Here is a 19,930-nt window from a genome sequence, read left to right as displayed (position 1 = left end):
GCTAATATACTAAAAATATTAGGTGTGTTTGCGGAGAATCAGATAAATTTTTAATGATATCGTTCCAAATCGCGCCCTCCGCATATAATCTTTTTTTACCTATCTCTATATCGCTTGGAATAGCCAAAAATTTTGCTTCACCGATATCAGCAGCATTCGTTCGGGCAAATCTTCCTATAAATTGCATCGTGTTCGCTAAAGACTTTTTGGGGCTGTGTATCGCTGCAATTTTTAAATTTGGAAAATCAAAGCCTTCGCCTAACATATCCACACAGATGATACCGTCGAGTTCTCCCGCTTTTAGTTTTTCGATGGTTTTCTTAATAAAACTATAGGTTTTGGTACTATCAACTTTAATAAGACTTAATGAGGTATTCTCTTTATAAAGTGTATCCAAAGCATCGGCATGTTCCTTTGTTTCTGTTCTAACCATAATGAAATGTCGTAAGCCTGCTTCTTTGTCTTCCTTAAAAACAGCTTCTGTAGCTTTAGCTATCGCTAAATCAGGATGCTCATTATTTGGCAAAACAGGATAATATCCTAAATCTCCGAAAATTTTATCCTCATATGCCTTTGATAGAGGGTAACTGAATACAATCTTTCCCTTGATTTCACGCTTATCACGCCGAAATGGTGTAGCAGTAAAGAATATTTTTTTTGCGTGAGGAAATGCTTCGATGATATTAGTCCAAGTGAAAGCGGGAACGTGATGTGCTTCATCCACCAAGATTAAATCGAATAAATTCTTAGGTGGGCCAAACGCAAGGTTAATGCCCTCGTTTATACTATTAGGTATGCCAATAACCGCATCAAAATCTTTAAGGGCTTCCCACTCTTCCATAGACTTAATCGGGGATCTAATTTCCTTAACAGTCGGTGTCGGAATATCTTTCGCAAAGACAGACGATTCTTTTAAAGTCTTTAAAGTAGAAAATTCATTTTTAATCTGTCCCCTAACCAAAACACTGGAACTAATGACCAAAACTCGATTATCCCGCAATAAATACGCTGAGAGATTTAGAACAGCAGTCTTTCCTGATCCAGTTGGCATTACAATCAAAGCAGGTTCTTTATCGTGTATAGAAAAATGAGCCCCTATCGCGTGAATCGCTCCAATTTGAGCGTTACGTAATCCGGGAGTAGCACCGTCGCTTATTGGATAATTAATCCGGTTATAGTTTGAGGAGAAATACGCCATAATTTTTATATTGGTTTGTTAAATAAAATATCGGTAGTCATAGGTTATTCCATCACGCTTAGAAAGTAGACGTCCAATTCTTGCAATTTCATTGGAGGAATTCAAAGTAGCTGGTAATTGACTATATAAATCGAATGAATTCCAATTCATTTTTGTCAAACCGAGAATTTCGTTGGCAATGGTTCCAATGTTACTTTCTCCATAATGTTTCGTGATTTTTAGCGGGCCTGGTATATATTTCCCTCCTAAATAGTACCGCCAAGCCTGATTCCTAACGGATGGAACAATACCATGTGTCCATAGAAATGCTGAATACTCGTCGAAAGCAATACAGGTCCCTCTTGGAACGGCATAATCATCCGCTTGCGGCATCCCTACTGCTATTTTAGTAGCCAAAAAACGGATATCATCGGCAAAGTTTACCTCTATTAAATCGATGTTTGTTACACCGTTACTAAGCAAACTGTCCTTTAGCCCATTGATTTCGTCCTGAGTAAAATAGTTCCTCTTGTGAACGACGACCCGTTTAGGGAGTTCATCCATTGCATTAAAGAAAAGTTCCTTTATGGATAAGCCAAATCGAAAAGCGTCATTATAAGACAAATGGGGTCTGTCTTGTTTGTCCCAATACAATTGGTCTTCAACCTTTGAGAGCTTGTATTTTAATCCCTGACCCTCTGAGTTATAGATATGACTGCACCCCAAAACAATACTGCCTCTGGCTGATTTTTTATTTGAAACGCTATACCCTATGCCTGCAAAAGCGGTACTTTTATCCAAGTTTTCTAATACCCAAGGCGTACGTAAAGACTTGACATAGTAGGACAGTGATAGCCACCAATTGATTTGACACTGCAAAACGCTATTAATTGTATCCTGTTGAATGAATTGTGTGGCCACACCCTTTTCCGCACAATAAGCTTTGATATAATCGTGCAGATCGAAATCTTCATTTTCCTCTTGAAACGAAGTATAGGATAGCCATCTATCCGGTATATAAATTACAATAACCTTTTTAACTTCATTCTTAATTTGTTGGTCGATTCTATTGATGATTTTATCCCGAAGGTCAAAAGCAGTTTCTTTCAGAGAAGATTTGATTGTCGGTTCAGGACAAGTTAACCAATTTTCCGAATCAACTAAAGGTATATTCAGACTGACTTTATATACATTAAAAAAACCCGGATAGTCGATAAGATAATCGGCATTTTTATTATTTGAACTGATTATTGTATTGTGTTGATTCAGAAACTTCGAAAATGCTTGGCTGTCTTCACGAGGGCAAATCACACCCAAGTTTATTTTTTCGTCATATAAATGACCTGTTAATCCACTGTCCGATGGAGCATTGTCTTTCAGTCCTCTCATGGGATGAAAATCCTTTGGAACTACACTCATAGCAGCATTTTTAGGAGAAAAAGCTAACTCTGGCTCTTTATATTGAATACCATTAAAATGCAATACGGCTTTAGGGAATTTTTCGCTAAGTTGTATCTCCGGTTTGTTTCCTGACTGAGAAACCTTCGAAAATAAAGGCAATCGGTAGATTTCGAAATTGAATCCAGATGCAGAGGAATGTGGATACTCTACGAGCAATTTATCGTTAGAACCTTTCAACAACAGTTTTCTCCATGAAAATAAATATTCGTCAAAGGCTTTGTTTCTTAACTTATCGAAATAGGTCCTACCTACGTCCTGCCTAACTTCCTTAGAAATTTTCGCATTTGGATCATCGGAATTTATTCTGAAATCGGGTAATAATGATAAATAATAGCGTTTTCCGTCAGTTGTGATTGACAACCTTATGGCTTCATGCGTGGAATACATGATATTTTGGAATATCCTATGAGACGTGGGCTCGGTTTTCCAGATCAAGTTTTTTCCGTTTGAACGCAATCCCTTAGGCGCTGACAATGCTCTCGTTAAGGATGATAACAAAAGATTGTATATTGCTGTGTCTTTCCACAATTCTAAATTATCAATTGGTGCGCGTGTTATCGATCCTTCAATATGTCCTTCAAAACACGTGTTTATATCGGATAATGTTCCCAACGCCCATACGTAACCTCTATGTGGAACGGCAACTATAGAATAGGGCTTAACCAAGTTTTTAATCTCTTTCCATGGCTGTAACCCCGTGGCCAAATCTGACTGGAATTGAAAGGCCTCCTTTGGTAATTTGAGAGGAAAAAGATTTCCTTTAATTATGGCATTCAATTTCCCTGTCTCAATAGAAAACGGAGAACGATTAATTTCTTGCTTTTCAGCCTTTAGGCAATCGCTAAATTTTTCAACTAATTTAGTATGATCTTTACAACATTCCTTTGCCAAACTTATCATCAGCTTGTCAAAGCCATCTGTTGGTATATAAAAAGCAGAACGTCCATGTTGTCTCGCCCAAGTTATCAAATCAAGGACTTCATCCGACGGATTCTGTCCGTACCCGCACCAGTATAATCTTCCTGATCCTTGCTTGGAATAACTTTCTTTTAACGCAGACATGATAGATTTATCTCTGCCACTATAACCTGAAACAATAAGATGCTTATCTTTCAAATAATCTATCAAATGTGATCTGAATGTTTCGTCTTGAGTCTTTAACTCTTCGTCGGTATTTTTCAGCTGTCCATACTTGTAGTCACCATGTAATTTTATCAATAGCAATTCAGATGTATTAATTGGGCGAATAATTCTTTCAACCGAATCCAACGTGACGTCGATAATTGTGTTGCCAGTCTTTATGGCTGCGTCACGACAGAGATCATCGAAGTTTGTAGTCCATATCGATTTGACTGTACCCAATTCACTAAGCAAGCACAATAACTTATAACCAACAGAGGGTTCTTTTCTTTCGCATAAACGTTGGAAATATTTACGGCGATCATCTTCAATTGGAAAGCATTTTTCTATGTAAAAAGAGTACTCTTCTATTGAACCTGCATCGGGATAAATACCTTCATTATCGAGCCATGTCTGTACAGCTTGTCTCACCTGTTCAGACTTATCATCTAATTTACCAAGTTTGTGTGTTGTTGCCTTTGAGGCGTAGATATCTCTTTTCCATTCCCACACACATTCGTCAGCAGACTTTATACCAGAGTTAATAGAGGCACCCGCACCAAGGAGTACAGTAAAAAAATCCGTTTTGCTGATCTCCACCGACCTAATGAACTGATCAAGTTCTAATATGTAATTGTTGCTCATTGAATCCTATTTCTTAAAATTCATACCGTTACAAATGTACAAATTTTTATATTTACAACGATTTTTTCGTTATACTTGCATCAAAATTACAAAAAATAATATTTTTTAAACAACATTATAGCGATATAATCGTTTTTACATACAAACAACGACGAAAATGTTAATTAGATTTGTAGCGGACAATTTCCTGTCTTTCAAGGATGAGACAGAATTTAATATGTTGACAGGGGATGTAAGACGGCATCCAAACCATGTATATTCATTCCCAAAAGTCGACATTTTAAAAAGTGCCGTCATTTATGGTGCTAACGGTGCAGGGAAATCAAATCTGATCTTAGCCATTAATTTTTTATCGGAGCTTGTGACGGCAGGATCTCTCGACAGTTTTAATGATGATGTATCATTTAAATTATCAGAAGATGAAAGACCCTCAACACTTGAAGTAGAATTTCTTATCGAAGAAGTAGGTTACTCTTATGGTATGGTCTTCATAGGTAGTACTATTCAAGAAGAATGGCTATATCTTTTAAATTATGGGAAAAAGGACGATGATCTCATTTTTGAAAGAAAGATTGATAAATCTGGGAATACTAAAATAAATATGGCACCCAAATATCTGAAAAGTCAAAAGGATCGATTGCTCATCCAAGTATATGAGGAAGATCTTCTAGAGCCAAGTGTTCCATTTATTTCGTTGGTTAAGGACAAGAAATTCAAGGAAATCAATCGGGCCTACAAGTGGATCGAGAAAGGCTTGATTGTAATCTTGCCCGGAATGCAATATGCCGGTCTAACATATAGTTTTATCGATGATGAAGATTTCAAGTCTTTCACAAATGGTCTTATAAGCAAATTCGATACTGGAATAAAAGAATTGGATATCCAAACACTTGACTTCGATCAATATTTTGGCGAGGACAACAAGCACGAAAAAGACAGGATTCTAAAATTGATAAAATCTGGGGAAATGGAACGTGTTGGAGATAGCAAAAATGCTGTCGCTATGCTCGAGGACGGGAAGCCAGTAATCAAAAAAGTAGTATCTTATCACATGACCCCATCTGGAAAAAAAGTCAAGTTTGAACTTTTTGATGAGTCTGATGGAACGTTGAGATTGATTGATTTTATTCCAGTTCTGTATATTTTGGAAAAATTTCCAATAACCGTCATGATTGATGAAATCGACCAAAGCATACATCCTACTTTATTAAAAGAATTTGTTGCGCAGATACAAGATAATCCAAATAAAGTTGGCCAATTGATTTTTACCACACATGAGTCGAACCTCTTGGATTTGGATTTATTTAGACAAGATGAAATATGGTTTGCAGAAAAAAATAAAGAGGGAGCTACCCATCTGTATCCATTGAGTGAATATAATGTAAGACCCGATTTGGACATAAGAAAGGGGTATCTTTCTGGCCGATTTGGTGCTATTCCGTTTCTCGGAGATTTAAGGAAATTAAGACTTGAAGAGTATGCCGAGGAGTAAGAATAGAGAATACAAAAAAGGAAAACCTCATAGGGATTTCCGTAAATTTGTCATTGTTGCCGAGGGACAGCGAGAGGATGACTATTTTAGCTTTTTTGGTGCTATAAATCAGCGAGTAGTTGTTGAAATCGTTCCTCGCGAAGAAGGAAAATCAGCTGCGAAGTATTTGACTGAGAGACTGGCCAAATACGACGAGGAATATGGCGTTGAGCCTGAGGACTTTGTTTGGTTTGTTTTAGATGTTGATCGATGGCCTCGTAAGGAGATAGATGATTTGCACAAACATAGCGAACAAGAAGCGAATTGGTCTCTTGCCATAAGTAACCCTTCCTTTGAAGTATGGTTACATTATCACATATTAGATGTGATTCCAGTTGAACTCGATTCTGCTAGGAAGTTGAAGAGGAATCTGGCAAACTTGGTTGTCGGAGGGTACAATAAGGACGATTTCGCAATGCTTATTGGAACTGCTACGATAAACGCTTCCAATGCTGATTTGCATAAAGATCATTACTTTCCAGAGAAATTTGTCAGCAAATTATATCAACTCTCTGAAAAACTGCTAACCTTTTTGGGTAAGCATTGGCAAACCAAGGAGTAACCGTTCTATGTTTTAATAACTTTAAAAAACTTAAGTATGAATAAACCGTATGAATTAGAATTTTATTACAAAGGTGACGTTATTGACCTAAAGTCTTTCGATATACTCCCGAATGTACCGGATATAGGAGAGGAAATATATCTCCAATGCGAAAATGAAAATATGAATGACGATGGGTATTATTTCAAAGTAATTGAAAAAAGAAGTCTTTTCTTCTCGTCACCAAGATTGAGGCAAAAGGTGATGATAAAATTGGACCGTATTGAACCTACTGATTGGTAAAATGTATTATAAATTAGGTAATTTAGTGAGAACTCAGGGCTAAGCAGATACTAATTTTTCAACAACTATTACAAGACTTATGAGTAATCAAAATACCGCAGCTCAATGTTATGATATTACAACTGCATTAGCTGGCAAAAATATCCCAGAATTTGAATTTTTACCACGTATTGGGATGATGGTTAACCTTGCTTTGCATTTACGTGGACTACCTCTTTTGGAATACGAAAAGCTAAAACTTGTTTCGGATTATTATTTCAAAATACCTCCAATTTTATTAAAGGATATTCTAAAAAATCTTGAAGAAATTGAATTCGTTAAACTCTACTCTCAAAAATCGACGATTAAGCAAATTCAACCGCAAATTCCATTTTTCGACGATATCTACTCCACGGTGGGAGAATATGCTGTTACAGAGATGGGATTTAATGAACCTGAACAATTAGCTTTAAGAATACTTTCGGAACTGACTAATTCTCCTACCGAACGCAGTAATATATACTCCCTTGGTGCTGAGAAAAAAATTGTTGATCGAAACTTACAGTTCGGAACAGAAGGCGGATATATAATGTCCAAAAGAGCAAGAGGTCGAGAAATATTGATCAGTCCTTTGTTTTTTTCAGAAAACGTTGATGTTTTTGCTGACTTAACCGCAAAATCCGGAGCCAGTACAATTAAGAGGGTATTAGAATTAGTAAAAAAGGCACAAGGTTGGCCATTAAGTATTATTGAGAAAACTATGAGTATTAACGGTGAATCAATTACCGTTCAAGAGCTCCAGATTCTTAAAAGATTGGCTCAAGATGGTGCGGTGAAACCACCAGCAATTACAACAGGTCATGCAGGACAAAATTTCTTTTTATTTACTCCCGCTCCTGGTTTGTCAAAGTTGAACCCAACTAATAGGGAAATTTATGAGCGAGCTATGGCGCTCCTCGCGTCTGTAAGACAGGGGCAGTTATTAGCTAATAAATATCCAATAAGGTGGCCTAGTGCCTTATTGAATGCATTAAAAAGAGACGGATGGCTAAAGCCAACGTCAGAAACGTATGCTCAGTATTATCAGTTGTCTGTTTTAAAAGTTGGACGTCTTGAAAAAATGCAGGATGATCGATACAGATTTGTTCTCATAAATTCTGAAGAAAATATCAGAGCATTAGATTTAGCAATTAGGTTGCTAAATGAAGGAAGCTTATCTAATATGGAAGTAGACCAAGAAGCAAGAATTGCTTTACAACAGGATCAAACTTATATTGAATCTATCGTATCTTCTGCAAGATTACGACAAACCGAAACAGTAATGTTAGGAGAAGAAGCAAAAGAAGAGTTGGATAATCTCTTACTAAAAAGTATTTCAAGATGATAAAAGATAGAAATTTAAAAATCAGAGTAATTGAGTACTTTGTTCGACGAAATTGGTATCCACATTTAGAAGTGAATGTACTTTCTCAAACTCAAATTTCAGCGGCCCCCAAGTTAGTTACAGATATTGATGCTCTTGCGCTTGCACCAGAAATAACAGGTCGGTTTCAAATTATTTTGGGCGATTGTAAAACATTAAAAGGCCAATCTGGAATTACTAGGGCTTTATGGATGAAAGGATTAATGGAGTACTTCGGAGCTAAGAAAGGGCTTATATTATTAACCAAAGATATTGAGAAGGAACACCAATTAACTGCGAATACTTTCGATGTTCAGTTGTTTTCTGATAACGATTTTAATTTCTATTCTCATGCAACAGCAGACTATTTAGAACCGCTATTTAGTTCATTAATTGATATAGATCATTGGGATCGCTTTATGGAAATCGACAAAAAATTCCCAAGATTAAAGCAGTTGTGCGAATATGCTAGAACTAATTTTTGGAACGATAAAATAAGTAATTTTCAAGTTCGATCAGGATTGTCAATCCTTAGAGTACTAAAAGGAGAATTGGACCCAGCCAATAAACTTCATCTTTCACTCGTAATGCACCATTATTCACTTATGGCAATTAGTCTAAATCAAATTATTACCGAAGTCTTTACCAGATACATTTCATTAAAAACCAAGGATGATTTAAGTAACGATTTGAAAATAATAATTTATGGAGGCATCGCTAACTACGAATACCTCAATGAACTACGCAAAAGATCCAGTGGTAATACAATACCAGATAAAGATTTAGCCTTACCTGAATGGGATACTTTCGTCGAGCTTGTAAGACTGGTGTTTGAGAACCCAATGAATTTTAATATACTTCCATTGTATTTAAAGGAATTGTCATTTTGCTTTTTATCTACTGATCCTACTAAGTATACTTATGCTAAAGGAATCTCTGAAAAAGATAAACATACATCAAATTTTGCACTTCGACTCTCTGAATATTTAAATAAAGCTTGTGGGTTACCACCAGAGTTTCATGAAGTTTATTCAAAAGCAATTGTATTTGGAGAATATTAATATACGCTTAAACCACTATTTGATTAGAGTAATTATTCAATCTACTATTAGCACTTAGAACGTCATTAGTAATCTTTATAAATGACTTTGCTTATAAATCCCCTTCAACAAAATCAAAAAACCCCCTTACTTTTACCCCTGACCCAATAAAGGATCAGGGGTTTGGGTAGGCTGGTTCAGATTAACCCACGTTTGTAAAGGATTGATAGAACGTTTCAAATGGTGCTTTTGGTTTATGGGTCCTGATACCTGCACGGATACCCGATAATTTTTCAAAACGGTTCAATGAAAAAATACTGACCGGGATACGATACTTCTTTTTGTTGCAGTAAAACTCTCCGTGGTCATCAACAATACTAAACCTTGCGTTCTTACCAAGTTGCCAAGTCGCAACTTTACAATCAGCTACACGACCACTTATTCCCCCGTCAAATACCGTATGTATTTTGGCATTGGTGAAAAGGGATTTTAGCCAAGTAAACTGTTCTTTGGTCGGCAACAACCCCAATGAAGCAAACGCACTCGAACGGTGTGGATTAATCCAATTGGGGTAATAATGGCAGAAGCACATTATATCACAAGCAGAATGACCGATAAAAAGGTCGGTGACGGATAAAGGCAAGCTATCCGTCACCAACCATACACCTTTGCTTACCGGAATACGAGCGCCGTTTTCGTTCCAACGTTCATGGTCTATGACCTGATTTCCCAATGTATAAGTAAACAGAATTTTATCTTCGACCATACCCACATAGGGAGCAAAGAAGTTCCGTACTTCGGGTTTTAATTGGAGAAATAACATTACCTCGCAACGGTGCGGGTATAGCCCCTGCTCTCTTGTTTATCATGAAGATGTTGCGCAAGGTCTTGAACGGTTTTCTCGTTCCCTTTTTCCCTTAGCTTTTTGTCGGCCATCATCATATCGGACAAAGCACGGTTATACCCCTCGCTGTACCCCTCACTTTGTGGTTCGAGCCTACCTCTTAGGTTATTGATACCACGGAATACCAAGTATGAGATACCGCCGTCCAATAGCACGGATAGGATAAGCCGTTTACTGTCTGAACGAATCCCCTTATTGTCCGTTGCCGAGTGCTGAATTTTCGTTCCGTCTTTGAGTTCCACGACTTCGCCGTTACGGAAAGCCTCCTGTTGCTTTTCCGAAAGTTCTTCGCCGTTTACTCTGATCGGGGCCTGCACTTCGTCGGGTTCATACGCAACAAATTCCCTTGTCAAGTCGTCATACTCAATGATGACTTTTTTCTTTTTGTTTCCTCCGATCTCCTGTTCCTTGCTCACTACGTTTTTTTCTCCGGCGATCAATGCTTTTTCCTCGTCGTCACTTAATAACGGGTGCCATTGTGGTTCACGATAGATCGGATGTATGTTAAGCTGGACAGTACCGTCCTCACCTCGGCTAAGGGATAACTTCGCATCCAGTTGTCGGATGGCAAACCCGTCGATATTCAGACCTGCCATACTCAACATATCGGTTCTTCTTCCTGCAAGCAGGGCATCGATATTCTCCGGACTGATACTGAACCCTCCGTCTTTGTAAAGCCCCAATTTTTCAAGTTCATTTAGGGGCATTTCATTTTCGTTGATGGGATATTTCATGATGTAATTGTTTGTTAAGTTTTAGATTTTATCTTCTGATACCATAGGCGGCAACAGCCTCCTTTTCGGCATGTACCGGGCGGTGCAGGTCTGCACCTACCTTGACAGCTTCGGGGTGCTGTTTGGCTTGGAGCAGGGAATTATATAGCCGGTCTGTCTTGGACAGGGAAAATACATTTCCAGTCGTTACGTCTTCCACACGCATACGTCCACGTTTCAGATGGCCTTGCACCCTGTACACCGTATTGTTATAGGCGATTTCATCACCCATAGAAAGGGCGGCTTCTTTCGCCTTTTGTGGTTGTGTTACGGTGTGTTCTTCGACCGCCACATCGGCGGCTGCCTTGATTTCCCTTTTTTGCTCAAATGCCAATATGTAATTAAGGATTTTTTCAGCATCGGCAGCGGCGGCGTGTATTTCAAAAGGTGTATCACGCAATATCTGAATCCAACTGTCCACGTAGGCAACGTGTTGGCCGGGATCGTGGCCGATATGGAGCTCCTGACCTATGAGCATGGATGCGATTTCGGCGCGGAGTTCCTCGCGGGCATACCCCTCTGTTCCATATCTGTTTATAAGGCGTCTGTCCAGACGGTTTTCGTGTCCTGTCCAATGGCCGAGTTCATGGAGTACGGTGGCATAGTATTTATCCGGTGCATCGAATTGCTCACGAAAAGGCATGGTAATACTGTCACGGAGTGGGCTATAAAATGCTTTATCGCCCGCTCTGTGGGTTATGGTCGCTCCCGAAGCCTGAATGAGATTTTCTGCCCTTTCGATAGGGCTCCATTGAAATTGTTTTACATCGGGTTTAACCAAAGGTTCGATACCGTTGATCTGCTCCGCATTGAACACCCAAGCGGTTGTAATGATCGGTCTGTCCAACCTTACCTGAACCTTTACGGGTTTTCCTTTTTCGTCCAAAATTGGTTTACCCTGTTCGTCTTTTTTAGGTACCAATTGGTGTAGTTTGACATACTGGATAAGGGAAGCCTTTTCACCTTTCCGTACTTGCCAGCCTTTTTCCGATGCTTGCTTAAAGGTCATCCATCGGGGGTCGTCACGGTCGGCCATCGCAAGGGAGAAAATGTTTATCCCTTTATAGCGTTTTCCTGTTGTGGCGTTGTACGGAAATTCAAAGGCCGGGCCGTTGTCATTCCACGGCTTCTGCCACGGTGCTGTGCCTTGTTCGAGTTTCTTGATGATATTCTCTGCAACTATTTCATGCAGGGATTTTGAATTTTTACTGCTCATATTCATCCACCTCCGGGGATTCGTCTTCCGGCCATTCGTCGGCGTATTCCACGCCATAAATGGCGGCTTCCTGTGGGGTTATACCAATATCCTCGCCACTGGCTAGGATACTTAGTTTTTGTTGTAGTGATCTTAAATGATAGTCCATATTATTCGATGTTTAAAGGTTTATCCGATTGTTCTCTAAGGCTGTCCAGGAATTTCAAAGGGTCAAGGTATCTCCCTTTGAATTTGACCGAGAAATGCAAATGCTCACCCGTAACTCTGCCCGTTGCTCCCGTAATACCGATGGGTTGCCCCACCGTTACCGTATCACCGGGCGAAACGAGTATTCGGGAAAGGTGTCCGTAAATGGTTTCCACGTCTCCGTGAAGTACCCGTACATATTTACCAAGTGCTTTATGCTTTCCGGTTGCTTTGACCCGACCGTCAAGCACATTGAATACAGGGTCGGAACGGGCGGCGAAATCGGCACCGTTATGGTGCGATGCCTTACCATTGATTGGGTGAATACGATACCCGAACGGTGATGTAACCTTTAGCTTGTCCAATGGCGGACTGTAATCGATAACCTGTCCATAAAGCATAAAGGGTACAAGTAGCAACCACCCGAAAACAAGGCTTGGGATAGTTAATATGTTCCGCTGATCGGCAGAACGTTCTGTTTTCTTCATGATATTTTAGTTTCGGTTGGAGTGGGAATCTGGGGTGTGTCCTGTGTCGGCATTAACTGCTCGACCATCTCCTGTACTTCTCTGTTGATACGGAAAAAATTGGACAGTAGGATTTCTTCTTTTCGATCTCCGAAGTCGTAATAGGTCGGCAGTTCGCGATAATTCGCTTCTTCCTTTTTTATGGCTTCCATGTCCAGATTGACACGGCAGTTAACCGCCGTAGTCTCGTATTTTCCCGTATAGGTTTCCATCGTATCACGGGCAACGATACCAACGATTTCACCCGCTTTTAACGATGCTATCTTTCCGGCAGGAATCAACGGTTCGAGCTTTTCGTTCAAGGAAAGCGAGGTTCTTGTACGGTCGATGCTTAGGCTTTCACCCGTTTGCTTCACCTTACCAAAAAGACGTTCCAGCCACTCCAAAGTTTCCTTGCTCCTGACCGCACCGGACAGCACATTACCCATAATGGACGTGATGGTTTCCGCTGTTTCTTTGCCGTACTGTTGGCGTAACATAGGCAACTCTTGAAGCCCCAAAACGACCCCAGATAAATTGGATCGGGCCTGTGCCACCAATATGTCCACTCGGTGAATATATAAGCTGGGGGCCTCATCCACCACTAAACCTATGGGCAGGTTACCCTTTGTATTGATAAGTTTGGTAACCCGATTAAGCACCACTGACAAACAGGTGGAATTAATGCTTTGCGTGCTTGGGTCGTTGGCGAGCACCAAGATACCGGGGTGCTTGGGGTTACTGATCTGGAGCTCGAAATCATCCGCACCGAAAACCCAAAACGTTTCTTTGGTGGCCATTCGGCTAATAAAGATTTTGAGGGTACCCACTTGCCCCTCCAACTGATCGAATGCTTTTGCCTTGTAGGCAGACATGAACGGCGATAAAAGGGAAGCGAGCTCTTGGTTACTGAACAGCGCCGTAAAAATCTGTTCATACGAAAGATTAAGAAAGGCAAGTACATGGGGCAGGCTGGAATAACGCCCATCTTCGTACCTACTGAAAAAGAAGATACAGGCGGCAAGGAAATTGACGGCGGACTGCGTAAAGAATTGGTCACTACCACCGCTTTTGTCTCCCTTTTTCAAGGCCTCAACAAGTGCTTCGGCCGTTTCCGAAGCATCGGCAAGTGTGTTTAGGTAAGCCCGCTTCATCGGGTTTACCCGTCTGCTCTTTGCGGGATCGTTGAGATTGATAACATGGAATTTGTAATCTCTGCAACGACCGCCCTGTTTGGCAAGCAGATAGTGATAATAGGCCACCTTGCCGAGATCGGGGTATTTCAGATCGTATAGGCACATCGTGAACGAATTGGCCAGCATTTGGCGGATGATCGGCATGATGATCCCGAACGACTTCCCACTTCCCGGAACCCCGCAAATGAGACACCCCCTAAATATGTTTTCAAGCGGTATATACCCTTTACGGACTTTCCCTCTGTAATAGAACAAGGTCGGGATGTTGATCGAGTACGGTGTTATAACGGGTTCAGTCGGCTGCATAAAGGATTCTTCCTCAATGTTCCAACGATCCTTTCCCAAATTGGAGCTGATGATCTTGGACACGTTATCCATTGCAACGTGTACCAAAACGGCGCCCGCAAAAGCACTCGTGACATAGGCAAGGTCACACCAATTCACTTGCCCCCATATCGGAGCCGCCCCACGCCCTTGTAACCACAAGCCCGAAAAAAGAATGAGCACCCCCAATACCAAAGGGTAACCGATCTGGCTCTTGGGATTGAGGTCTTTTTTCTTTCGGCTTAACGTTCCGACGGAGACCAAACAGATCAGTACAAGCGTAAAAAGTTTGCTGTTTATCAATTCGGCATAGAACGGCACCCTCGAAAGCCTCTCCGCAAAGAGTAGCAGACTGTTATTTGCTACCCCTGTCAAGAGGAATCTATCTACATAGAAAAACAAAAAGACTTCGAGGACAACGGATAGGTATATGCCAAATTGCAGGGAACGGTAAAGCCCCTGTTGCTCTTTGGTTTCTTCCATAAGTGTTTGTCTTTAAAGGTTGGAAGTCTTCCGCCAATTGGCGGAGGTCTTCCATGATAATTGATTTTCAAAGGTTGGGTAAAGCCGATTTAAAAGGTGTCGGCTTTCAGAATATCTCCGTACTTTATCTTTAGGTTGACCGTCCGGCCTGAAATCTGTTTTTCGGTGAGTGTTACCCGAAGTACCTTACTGCCGGGAAAGGTGGCCTTTTTCAGTACGAATATATTGCGGTGTCTTTTCTTAAACTCCGTCAATGGTTGGTATTGCCACAGGGGTTTGATTTCCACGGTCTGCACGTTCGTTGCTTTGGTGATCTTCTTGTCCTCAATGAAAAACCGGAGTTCATCTACATTGTAAGAAAGGTTCGATGTGTTGGTAAACGACACGTCAAGGAAAATATAATCACCTATCGTACTGATGCCGTTCAATGCGATACCCACACCGTAATCCCTCGTGCTTCGTACTGCACGGTGAACATTTTTTGTAAGCAGACCGAGTGCAAGGTTTTTCATCTGGCTTCGGCTCAATCCGATTTCCGATATTTCCAACGGTCGGGTGTGTTCCGGTCTGATTTCCAACATGGCCGGGATACTCGTGTCACTAATCCACAATGGGACCGTTAGGCGGTATTGCGCCACGAAGTTATCGCCGACAATGGTAATTGTTCCAAGTTCATAGTCAAGGTGTTCTGTCTGCGTGGTATCTTCATTTAATTTGATCCGCAATACATTTTCAAGGGGTAGGTCACCCGATACATGGTGCGAAGCGATGTCAACGTATTGGATGGGTTCGGGTGAAAGGATATGCACCGTATGGCCACGGTGCAGGCTTAATTCGGGAAGTGTTCCCAACCGGGTTTCCGTCGCTTGTTGACTGCGGGCGGAATATCCTACAAAACATAAAAGGAAAAGGATTAGAAAATGATGTCTCTTTTTCATGGTGAAATATTAATGGTTTTACTGTTTGTAATTCTGTTGGCTTTGGCGGAGTGCCTGCGGATCGATAAGGTACACCATCGTATTGTATTTCAGTTTGGCCCTGTTCTTCCGTATATGCTTTGATACGGCGGTCGTTGTGGATTGGAACATCCGCTGAATGGCGCTCATGACCAGTTGGCTATTGTTTTCCGCTTGCTGTTGCAGGGTAATTCCCTGCGTGGTGTTACCGCCGAGCTCTCGGCTAAACTCCCTGAATGCCGAAGCGGGCACGTACAGTCCGGGGGAACCGTCATTGTCGTACACTTCCAGCCGGACGGGCAGTATGTTGTTTCCGTGCATGATGGACGTGATGGTGAGCAGCACACGCTGTCCTGAAAAGCCTGAAATCCTTGCAAAGACGTGGCTGCCTTTCTTGACCACGTGCGGGCCGACCAATAGGTCATCCATGAGTCGGATACGTAAACGTGAATCGGCATATCCTGTCATGTTTTCGTCGATAATGGCCTGTATGAAAGTGTTGTCACTTTCGGCGCGAATGGTGTTGAACGCCCCTTGATTTGTAGCGTATTTGGAGACAGATAAGAGGGGTTGGTTTTCGAGTTCCCGTTTCGCTTCTTCCATGCGTTCACGTTCCCTGCGGGCTGCCTGTTCGTCGGGATCGTTCGCCCTTGCCATACTGTCCGCATAGGCCATCTGCATACGGAAAAGTTCCATTGGGTCGGTTTTCTCCGGTTCTTCCCTTATCGGTTCGGGTCTTCGCTGTAATGAGGAAAGGGCCTGTTGCAAGGCGCTGTCGTCGTCATCCTCCGAATCTCCATTGCCCGAAAATGGTCGTTGGTTTTTGAGTGCCCGCTCGATGGAATCAAGTCTGTGCTTTTCTTCTTCGTTGTACATTTCATCGAAACGGAATTGTTCGGCTCTTTCATCCTGTAACTGGCCTATTGCCGTATAGCCGTCTCCTCGGCGGTACTGTTCACGGTAGGCAGCAAGTTTGTCGGATAGCGCGCGGTTCTTCACGTCCTCCGATACTTCGGCAATCTGTCCCTGTAAGGGATCGCCCTCTTGCCGGGGTGCTTCCTCCTTTGCAAAACCTGTCTGGTAGACATAAAAAAACAGGCATAGAAAGGGCAGCACTATGAGGGGCAGCACATAGCGTGGTTGTCTGAAATTGATTTTCATATTGTTGAATTGTATTAAGGTGAATTGTGGGGTTTGTTGGCTTCGGACAATCGCTTTTCGAGTATCTGCATCCTGTCGATGGCGTTTTCCATCAGCAGGCTATCGGAGCTGTCTAAACTGTCTTTGTCAATCAGTCCATCAAGGACGGTACGGATTTCCAACAACTCCTTTAAGGTCGAAACGGTGGTGACGATACCGCCCATTCCATCCGTTAAGGGTTGTTGTACGAAAAGATTTGTACTGTCTTTCTTGGGTGTTTCCTTTGGGAGAAAAAGAAAACATCCAACGGAAACGAGAATACTTAGGACCATTGCTATAAATACTGTACGCGGCCGGATTTCAAGGAAATGTTTGGCACGGTGTGTACCTCCATCGATGTACTTGCCAAACTCCCTGTAAAAAGCTGTCCATACCGATGTGTCTGGCGGACGGTTAGAAGTTATTTTTTTGAACATAGGATATATCTTTGTTTTCGAGTGTTTTCCATCGGGTTATCAGTACACCGTGACCGTTGTTCTCCGTACGCATTTCGAGGTCCCGTAAATAGCCCTCGGTGACCAGCGAGCGTATTACGGTAGAGCTGCGCCGATCTATGGTCTGTTTGCCATAAAACTTAAAGTATTTCTTTACCGGATCGACGTGGATGGAGTCCGTCTGGATGGTGAGTACGGAGCTGGACGATAGCACGGAGTTAAAAAAGCCTTTTTCCCGCAGGTTGTTGTACTGCAATGCACCGGATTCATCGATCAGGTACATGGCTTTTTTCATTTGGTATTCGATGAATTTATCATCAGGTGCAAGGGTGAAAAACAGCGAATGGAATAGGTTGATATGTGTACGGTACTCGACGGGTCTGTTCACCTCCACGTCTGTCTGCCGTGCGGACATGGGTACATTGTTGGCATCGAGTATATACACCGATTTACGTGCATTGCCGACCTGTTTGTAGGCAAAAAAAGATACCGCCACTACCATGAGCAGGGCGGCGGTCAGACTTGCTCCCGCAATAAAGGTGGCAAGCCTGATCTTGGCTTCGATATTTTTTATTATCATGAAAACAGATGCTTAAAAGGTTCTAAAATTTGGCGATCATCCTCCTTGCCATGCGGGTCGCATTGGTTGCGCCACGCCCCATTGTGCTTGCGGCCGAGGTGATACCGCTTGTCGATACGATCCATGTGCTGATGCTCGGTACCGTGAGCATAGTCAGCCCTCCGATCAGGAACGTCACGATGACGATGCCGAAACTCAAAAGTCCATTACCAGCAAATACAGCCATCTTCTCCATCGTATCGCCTGTGCTGTCAACGAGTTGCTGATACCTTGTGATCTCGGCCTCCATTGCATACTGTTGGAACAGGCTGGCTATGTGCATGACCAGATAGGCAATTCCCGAATACAGGTTTACGCTAATAAACCGGGCGATCCATGTACCAAAGGAATCTCTAAAGGCAGGCAGGATTGATACGGCGACACTAAACGGGCCTAATATGATAAGGATGGTCGAATAGATGATCTGGATAATGAATATGATATAAACGCAGATACGCAATATCCAAACAGCCAACGTTTCTAAGGTATAGGTTGCCAATAGCTGTAATCCGACCTGCATACGGTTTTTAAGTTCGACTATTGGATTCCATACAGAAGCAAAACCCTCTTTTACCGTTGAGGTGACCGCATCCCATGCCTGACCGTACCACGTATCCGCTTCTTTTTCGGCGATCTCGGTTTCGGCCTGTATCGTCGTCAGTTGGTCTGCAACCTCCATCATGAGTTTTGCACGTTGCAGGCGTAAATTGTTCACCTCGATCTGTCCGCTGTCGAAAAGGCTTTCCGTTTTGGCGGCCACGATGTCGGTGGGATATGCAAGTACGCGGGTAAACGTACCCCACCAGATAATGACCATCACGAGCCCAAACGGCCGTAACAAAGGCATGACTTCCATTTTCTTGTCGCCCGCCATCATTTCGTATGATTTAATGGCAAAGAATATGAGCATAAAGATGGCAGCGAGGGCCTGCGCATCGGTTATGAACGTGTCGAAGTGCGTCCATACCGTGTTTTTCATGCCTTTGAGAAAGTACATTACACCCTCTTCGTAGACACCGTTCCCCTGCAAAAAGTTGAACGTTTCCTTAAAGGAATCGGGCACGCTTACAGGGTTTCCTTGCAATAAAAAACGTGGCATTAGCCCCGTCATGTTGATAAAGTCCATAAAGTAATCTGATTTTGGTTATTGGGTTCTTTTTAGGATGTTCTCCGCAATTTGTACGTCGGAGCGATTGCCCGAAAACTCCGGATGGTCGGGATTGTCACTACGTAGGCGGTCACGGTTCTTGGCCAATGAAAGGAATTTGGCGGCATAGTTCTTTTTGGCTTCCCATGCGGACAGTAGTTTCCTGTGTTCTCCAAGCAAACGATGGTAGGCCATTATTCGGCTGCCTCGGTCGAGTGTAGTCGTCCGGGCAGCTTCCAGCCGTTCTTTCAGTTCCGCACGTTCTTCGCTGTACCATTCCAATAGACCTTTGTTCCGCAGATAATCCCTGACATCCGGTGAAAGTCCGGCGAGCGGATCAGTGTCTGTACCGCCCGTCAAGTTTCCAAATTCTTTACGGTAATATAGAAGCCATAAGGGGTCGGCATCTGCTACCAGACCGGAATAATTGAGGGCTTCGGTTACCGCAACTTTTCGGATGGTGTCCGTATGCTTTTTATAGGCTTCGTCCGTTTGTTGCATGGCCAGTACCATACCCATCCTTAGAGTTTGCGGGCCTGTACCGCTCAACGGTCGGCGGTCGGTCTTGGGGTAGTTGGGGTGCCACGCCCAGGTGAGCCAGTAATTGGGGTTTAGACCGAGAAAGCCACTTGTCGGCGTAAACTTCTTGCGATCCCATTGCTTGTGAACCATGCGTTCCTGTTGGTGTACGATATGTTTGTCGGTCTGTCGCTTCACGTTCTGCGCCATTGTTCCCATAATGGAGAACAGGCACAACAGTAGCGTTGTGATATATTTCGTTTTCATAT

General features: G+C 42.3%; 19 protein-coding genes. 5 read left to right on the top strand and 14 right to left on the bottom strand.

Translation table 11 applies throughout. From position 1 onward, the window contains the following. Position 1: 1 nt before the first annotated feature. Positions 2-1,198 carry a DEAD/DEAH box helicase gene (locus U9S71_RS05730; protein WP_326325910.1) on the bottom strand — a complete coding sequence of 399 codons (1,197 nt, stop codon included), beginning with the start codon at positions 1,196-1,198 and terminating at the stop codon, positions 2-4. A gap of 18 nt (positions 1,199-1,216) precedes the next feature. After that, positions 1,217-4,402, bottom strand: coding sequence for an SIR2 family protein (locus U9S71_RS05725; RefSeq protein WP_090624110.1), 3,186 nt, complete (start codon positions 4,400-4,402; stop codon positions 1,217-1,219). A gap of 157 nt (positions 4,403-4,559) precedes the next feature. Here U9S71_RS05725 and U9S71_RS05720 point away from each other — a divergent pair, with 157 nt between their 5' ends. The 5 genes from U9S71_RS05720 (at position 4,560) to U9S71_RS05700 (ending at position 9,219) form a co-directional block, all read left to right on the top strand. After that, entirely contained in the window at positions 4,560-5,894 is a 1,335-nt protein-coding gene (locus tag U9S71_RS05720) for an AAA family ATPase (RefSeq protein ID WP_090624107.1), read from the top strand. After that, positions 5,881-6,495, top strand: a complete 615-nt coding sequence (locus tag U9S71_RS05715) for an RloB family protein (protein ID WP_090624104.1) — start codon at positions 5,881-5,883, stop codon at positions 6,493-6,495. The genes U9S71_RS05720 and U9S71_RS05715 overlap by 14 nt, the downstream gene beginning before the upstream one ends. 36 nt (positions 6,496-6,531) lie before the next feature. Beyond that, positions 6,532-6,777, top strand: coding sequence for a hypothetical protein (locus tag U9S71_RS05710; protein WP_326325907.1), 246 nt, complete (start codon positions 6,532-6,534; stop codon positions 6,775-6,777). Positions 6,778-6,856: 79 nt separating this feature from the next. Beyond that, the gene (locus tag U9S71_RS05705; RefSeq protein WP_090624100.1) at positions 6,857-8,140 is read left to right on the top strand and encodes a hypothetical protein; all 1,284 of its coding nucleotides are present in this window, start codon (positions 6,857-6,859) and stop codon (positions 8,138-8,140) included. Beyond that, positions 8,137-9,219, top strand: coding sequence for a hypothetical protein (locus tag U9S71_RS05700; protein ID WP_090624098.1), 1,083 nt, complete (start codon positions 8,137-8,139; stop codon positions 9,217-9,219). Before U9S71_RS05705 ends, U9S71_RS05700 begins: the two co-directional genes overlap by 4 nt. A 181-nt stretch (positions 9,220-9,400) precedes the next feature. Here the strand turns inward: U9S71_RS05700 and U9S71_RS05695 are convergent, their stop codons facing one another. From U9S71_RS05695 to U9S71_RS05640, 12 genes are all read right to left on the bottom strand, one after another. Continuing rightward, the gene (locus tag U9S71_RS05695; RefSeq protein WP_143072828.1) at positions 9,401-9,964 is read right to left on the bottom strand and encodes a hypothetical protein; all 564 of its coding nucleotides are present in this window, start codon (positions 9,962-9,964) and stop codon (positions 9,401-9,403) included. Between the two features lie 56 nt (positions 9,965-10,020). Next, a complete protein-coding gene (locus U9S71_RS05690) occupies positions 10,021-10,836 on the bottom strand; it encodes a DUF4099 domain-containing protein (RefSeq protein ID WP_090624091.1) in 816 nt (271 codons plus the stop codon). 28 nt (positions 10,837-10,864) lie between these two features. Then, positions 10,865-12,091, bottom strand: coding sequence for an ArdC family protein (locus U9S71_RS05685; protein WP_245893049.1), 1,227 nt, complete (start codon positions 12,089-12,091; stop codon positions 10,865-10,867). Next, on the bottom strand, positions 12,081-12,239 hold the full coding sequence (locus tag U9S71_RS05680; protein ID WP_177195011.1) for a hypothetical protein: 159 nt from the start codon (positions 12,237-12,239) through the stop codon (positions 12,081-12,083). Before U9S71_RS05680 ends, U9S71_RS05685 begins: the two co-directional genes overlap by 11 nt. A gap of 1 nt (position 12,240) precedes the next feature. Further along, on the bottom strand, positions 12,241-12,765 hold the full coding sequence (locus U9S71_RS05675) for a M23 family metallopeptidase (RefSeq protein ID WP_090624086.1): 525 nt from the start codon (positions 12,763-12,765) through the stop codon (positions 12,241-12,243). Further along, the gene (locus U9S71_RS05670) at positions 12,762-14,786 is read right to left on the bottom strand and encodes a type IV secretory system conjugative DNA transfer family protein (protein ID WP_090624083.1); all 2,025 of its coding nucleotides are present in this window, start codon (positions 14,784-14,786) and stop codon (positions 12,762-12,764) included. Before U9S71_RS05670 ends, U9S71_RS05675 begins: the two co-directional genes overlap by 4 nt. Before the next feature lie 89 nt (positions 14,787-14,875). After that, entirely contained in the window at positions 14,876-15,724 is an 849-nt protein-coding gene (gene traN, locus U9S71_RS05665; protein WP_090624080.1) for a conjugative transposon protein TraN, read from the bottom strand. 18 nt (positions 15,725-15,742) lie between these two features. Continuing rightward, positions 15,743-16,903 carry a conjugative transposon protein TraM gene (gene traM, locus U9S71_RS05660; protein WP_090624077.1) on the bottom strand — a complete coding sequence of 387 codons (1,161 nt, stop codon included), beginning with the start codon at positions 16,901-16,903 and terminating at the stop codon, positions 15,743-15,745. A gap of 14 nt (positions 16,904-16,917) precedes the next feature. Then, positions 16,918-17,358 (bottom strand): hypothetical protein, encoded by a 441-nt coding sequence (locus U9S71_RS05655; RefSeq protein WP_090624075.1) that lies wholly within the window; start codon positions 17,356-17,358, stop codon positions 16,918-16,920. Then, entirely contained in the window at positions 17,336-17,956 is a 621-nt protein-coding gene (traK, locus tag U9S71_RS05650) for a conjugative transposon protein TraK (RefSeq protein WP_090624072.1), read from the bottom strand. The genes U9S71_RS05655 and traK overlap by 23 nt, the downstream gene beginning before the upstream one ends. A gap of 22 nt (positions 17,957-17,978) precedes the next feature. After that, the gene (locus U9S71_RS05645) at positions 17,979-19,121 is read right to left on the bottom strand and encodes a TraJ family protein (protein ID WP_245893047.1); all 1,143 of its coding nucleotides are present in this window, start codon (positions 19,119-19,121) and stop codon (positions 17,979-17,981) included. 18 nt (positions 19,122-19,139) lie between these two features. Further along, positions 19,140-19,928, bottom strand: a complete 789-nt coding sequence (locus U9S71_RS05640; protein WP_090624069.1) for a hypothetical protein — start codon at positions 19,926-19,928, stop codon at positions 19,140-19,142. Between the last annotated feature and the right edge of the window lie 2 nt (positions 19,929-19,930).

The organism is Parapedobacter flavus (genome assembly GCF_035818675.1).
GTDB classification, from domain to species: domain Bacteria; phylum Bacteroidota; class Bacteroidia; order Sphingobacteriales; family Sphingobacteriaceae; genus Parapedobacter; species Parapedobacter flavus.
Note: the sequence above shows the minus strand (reverse complement) of the source record. Positions and strands in the feature narration are given on the sequence as shown.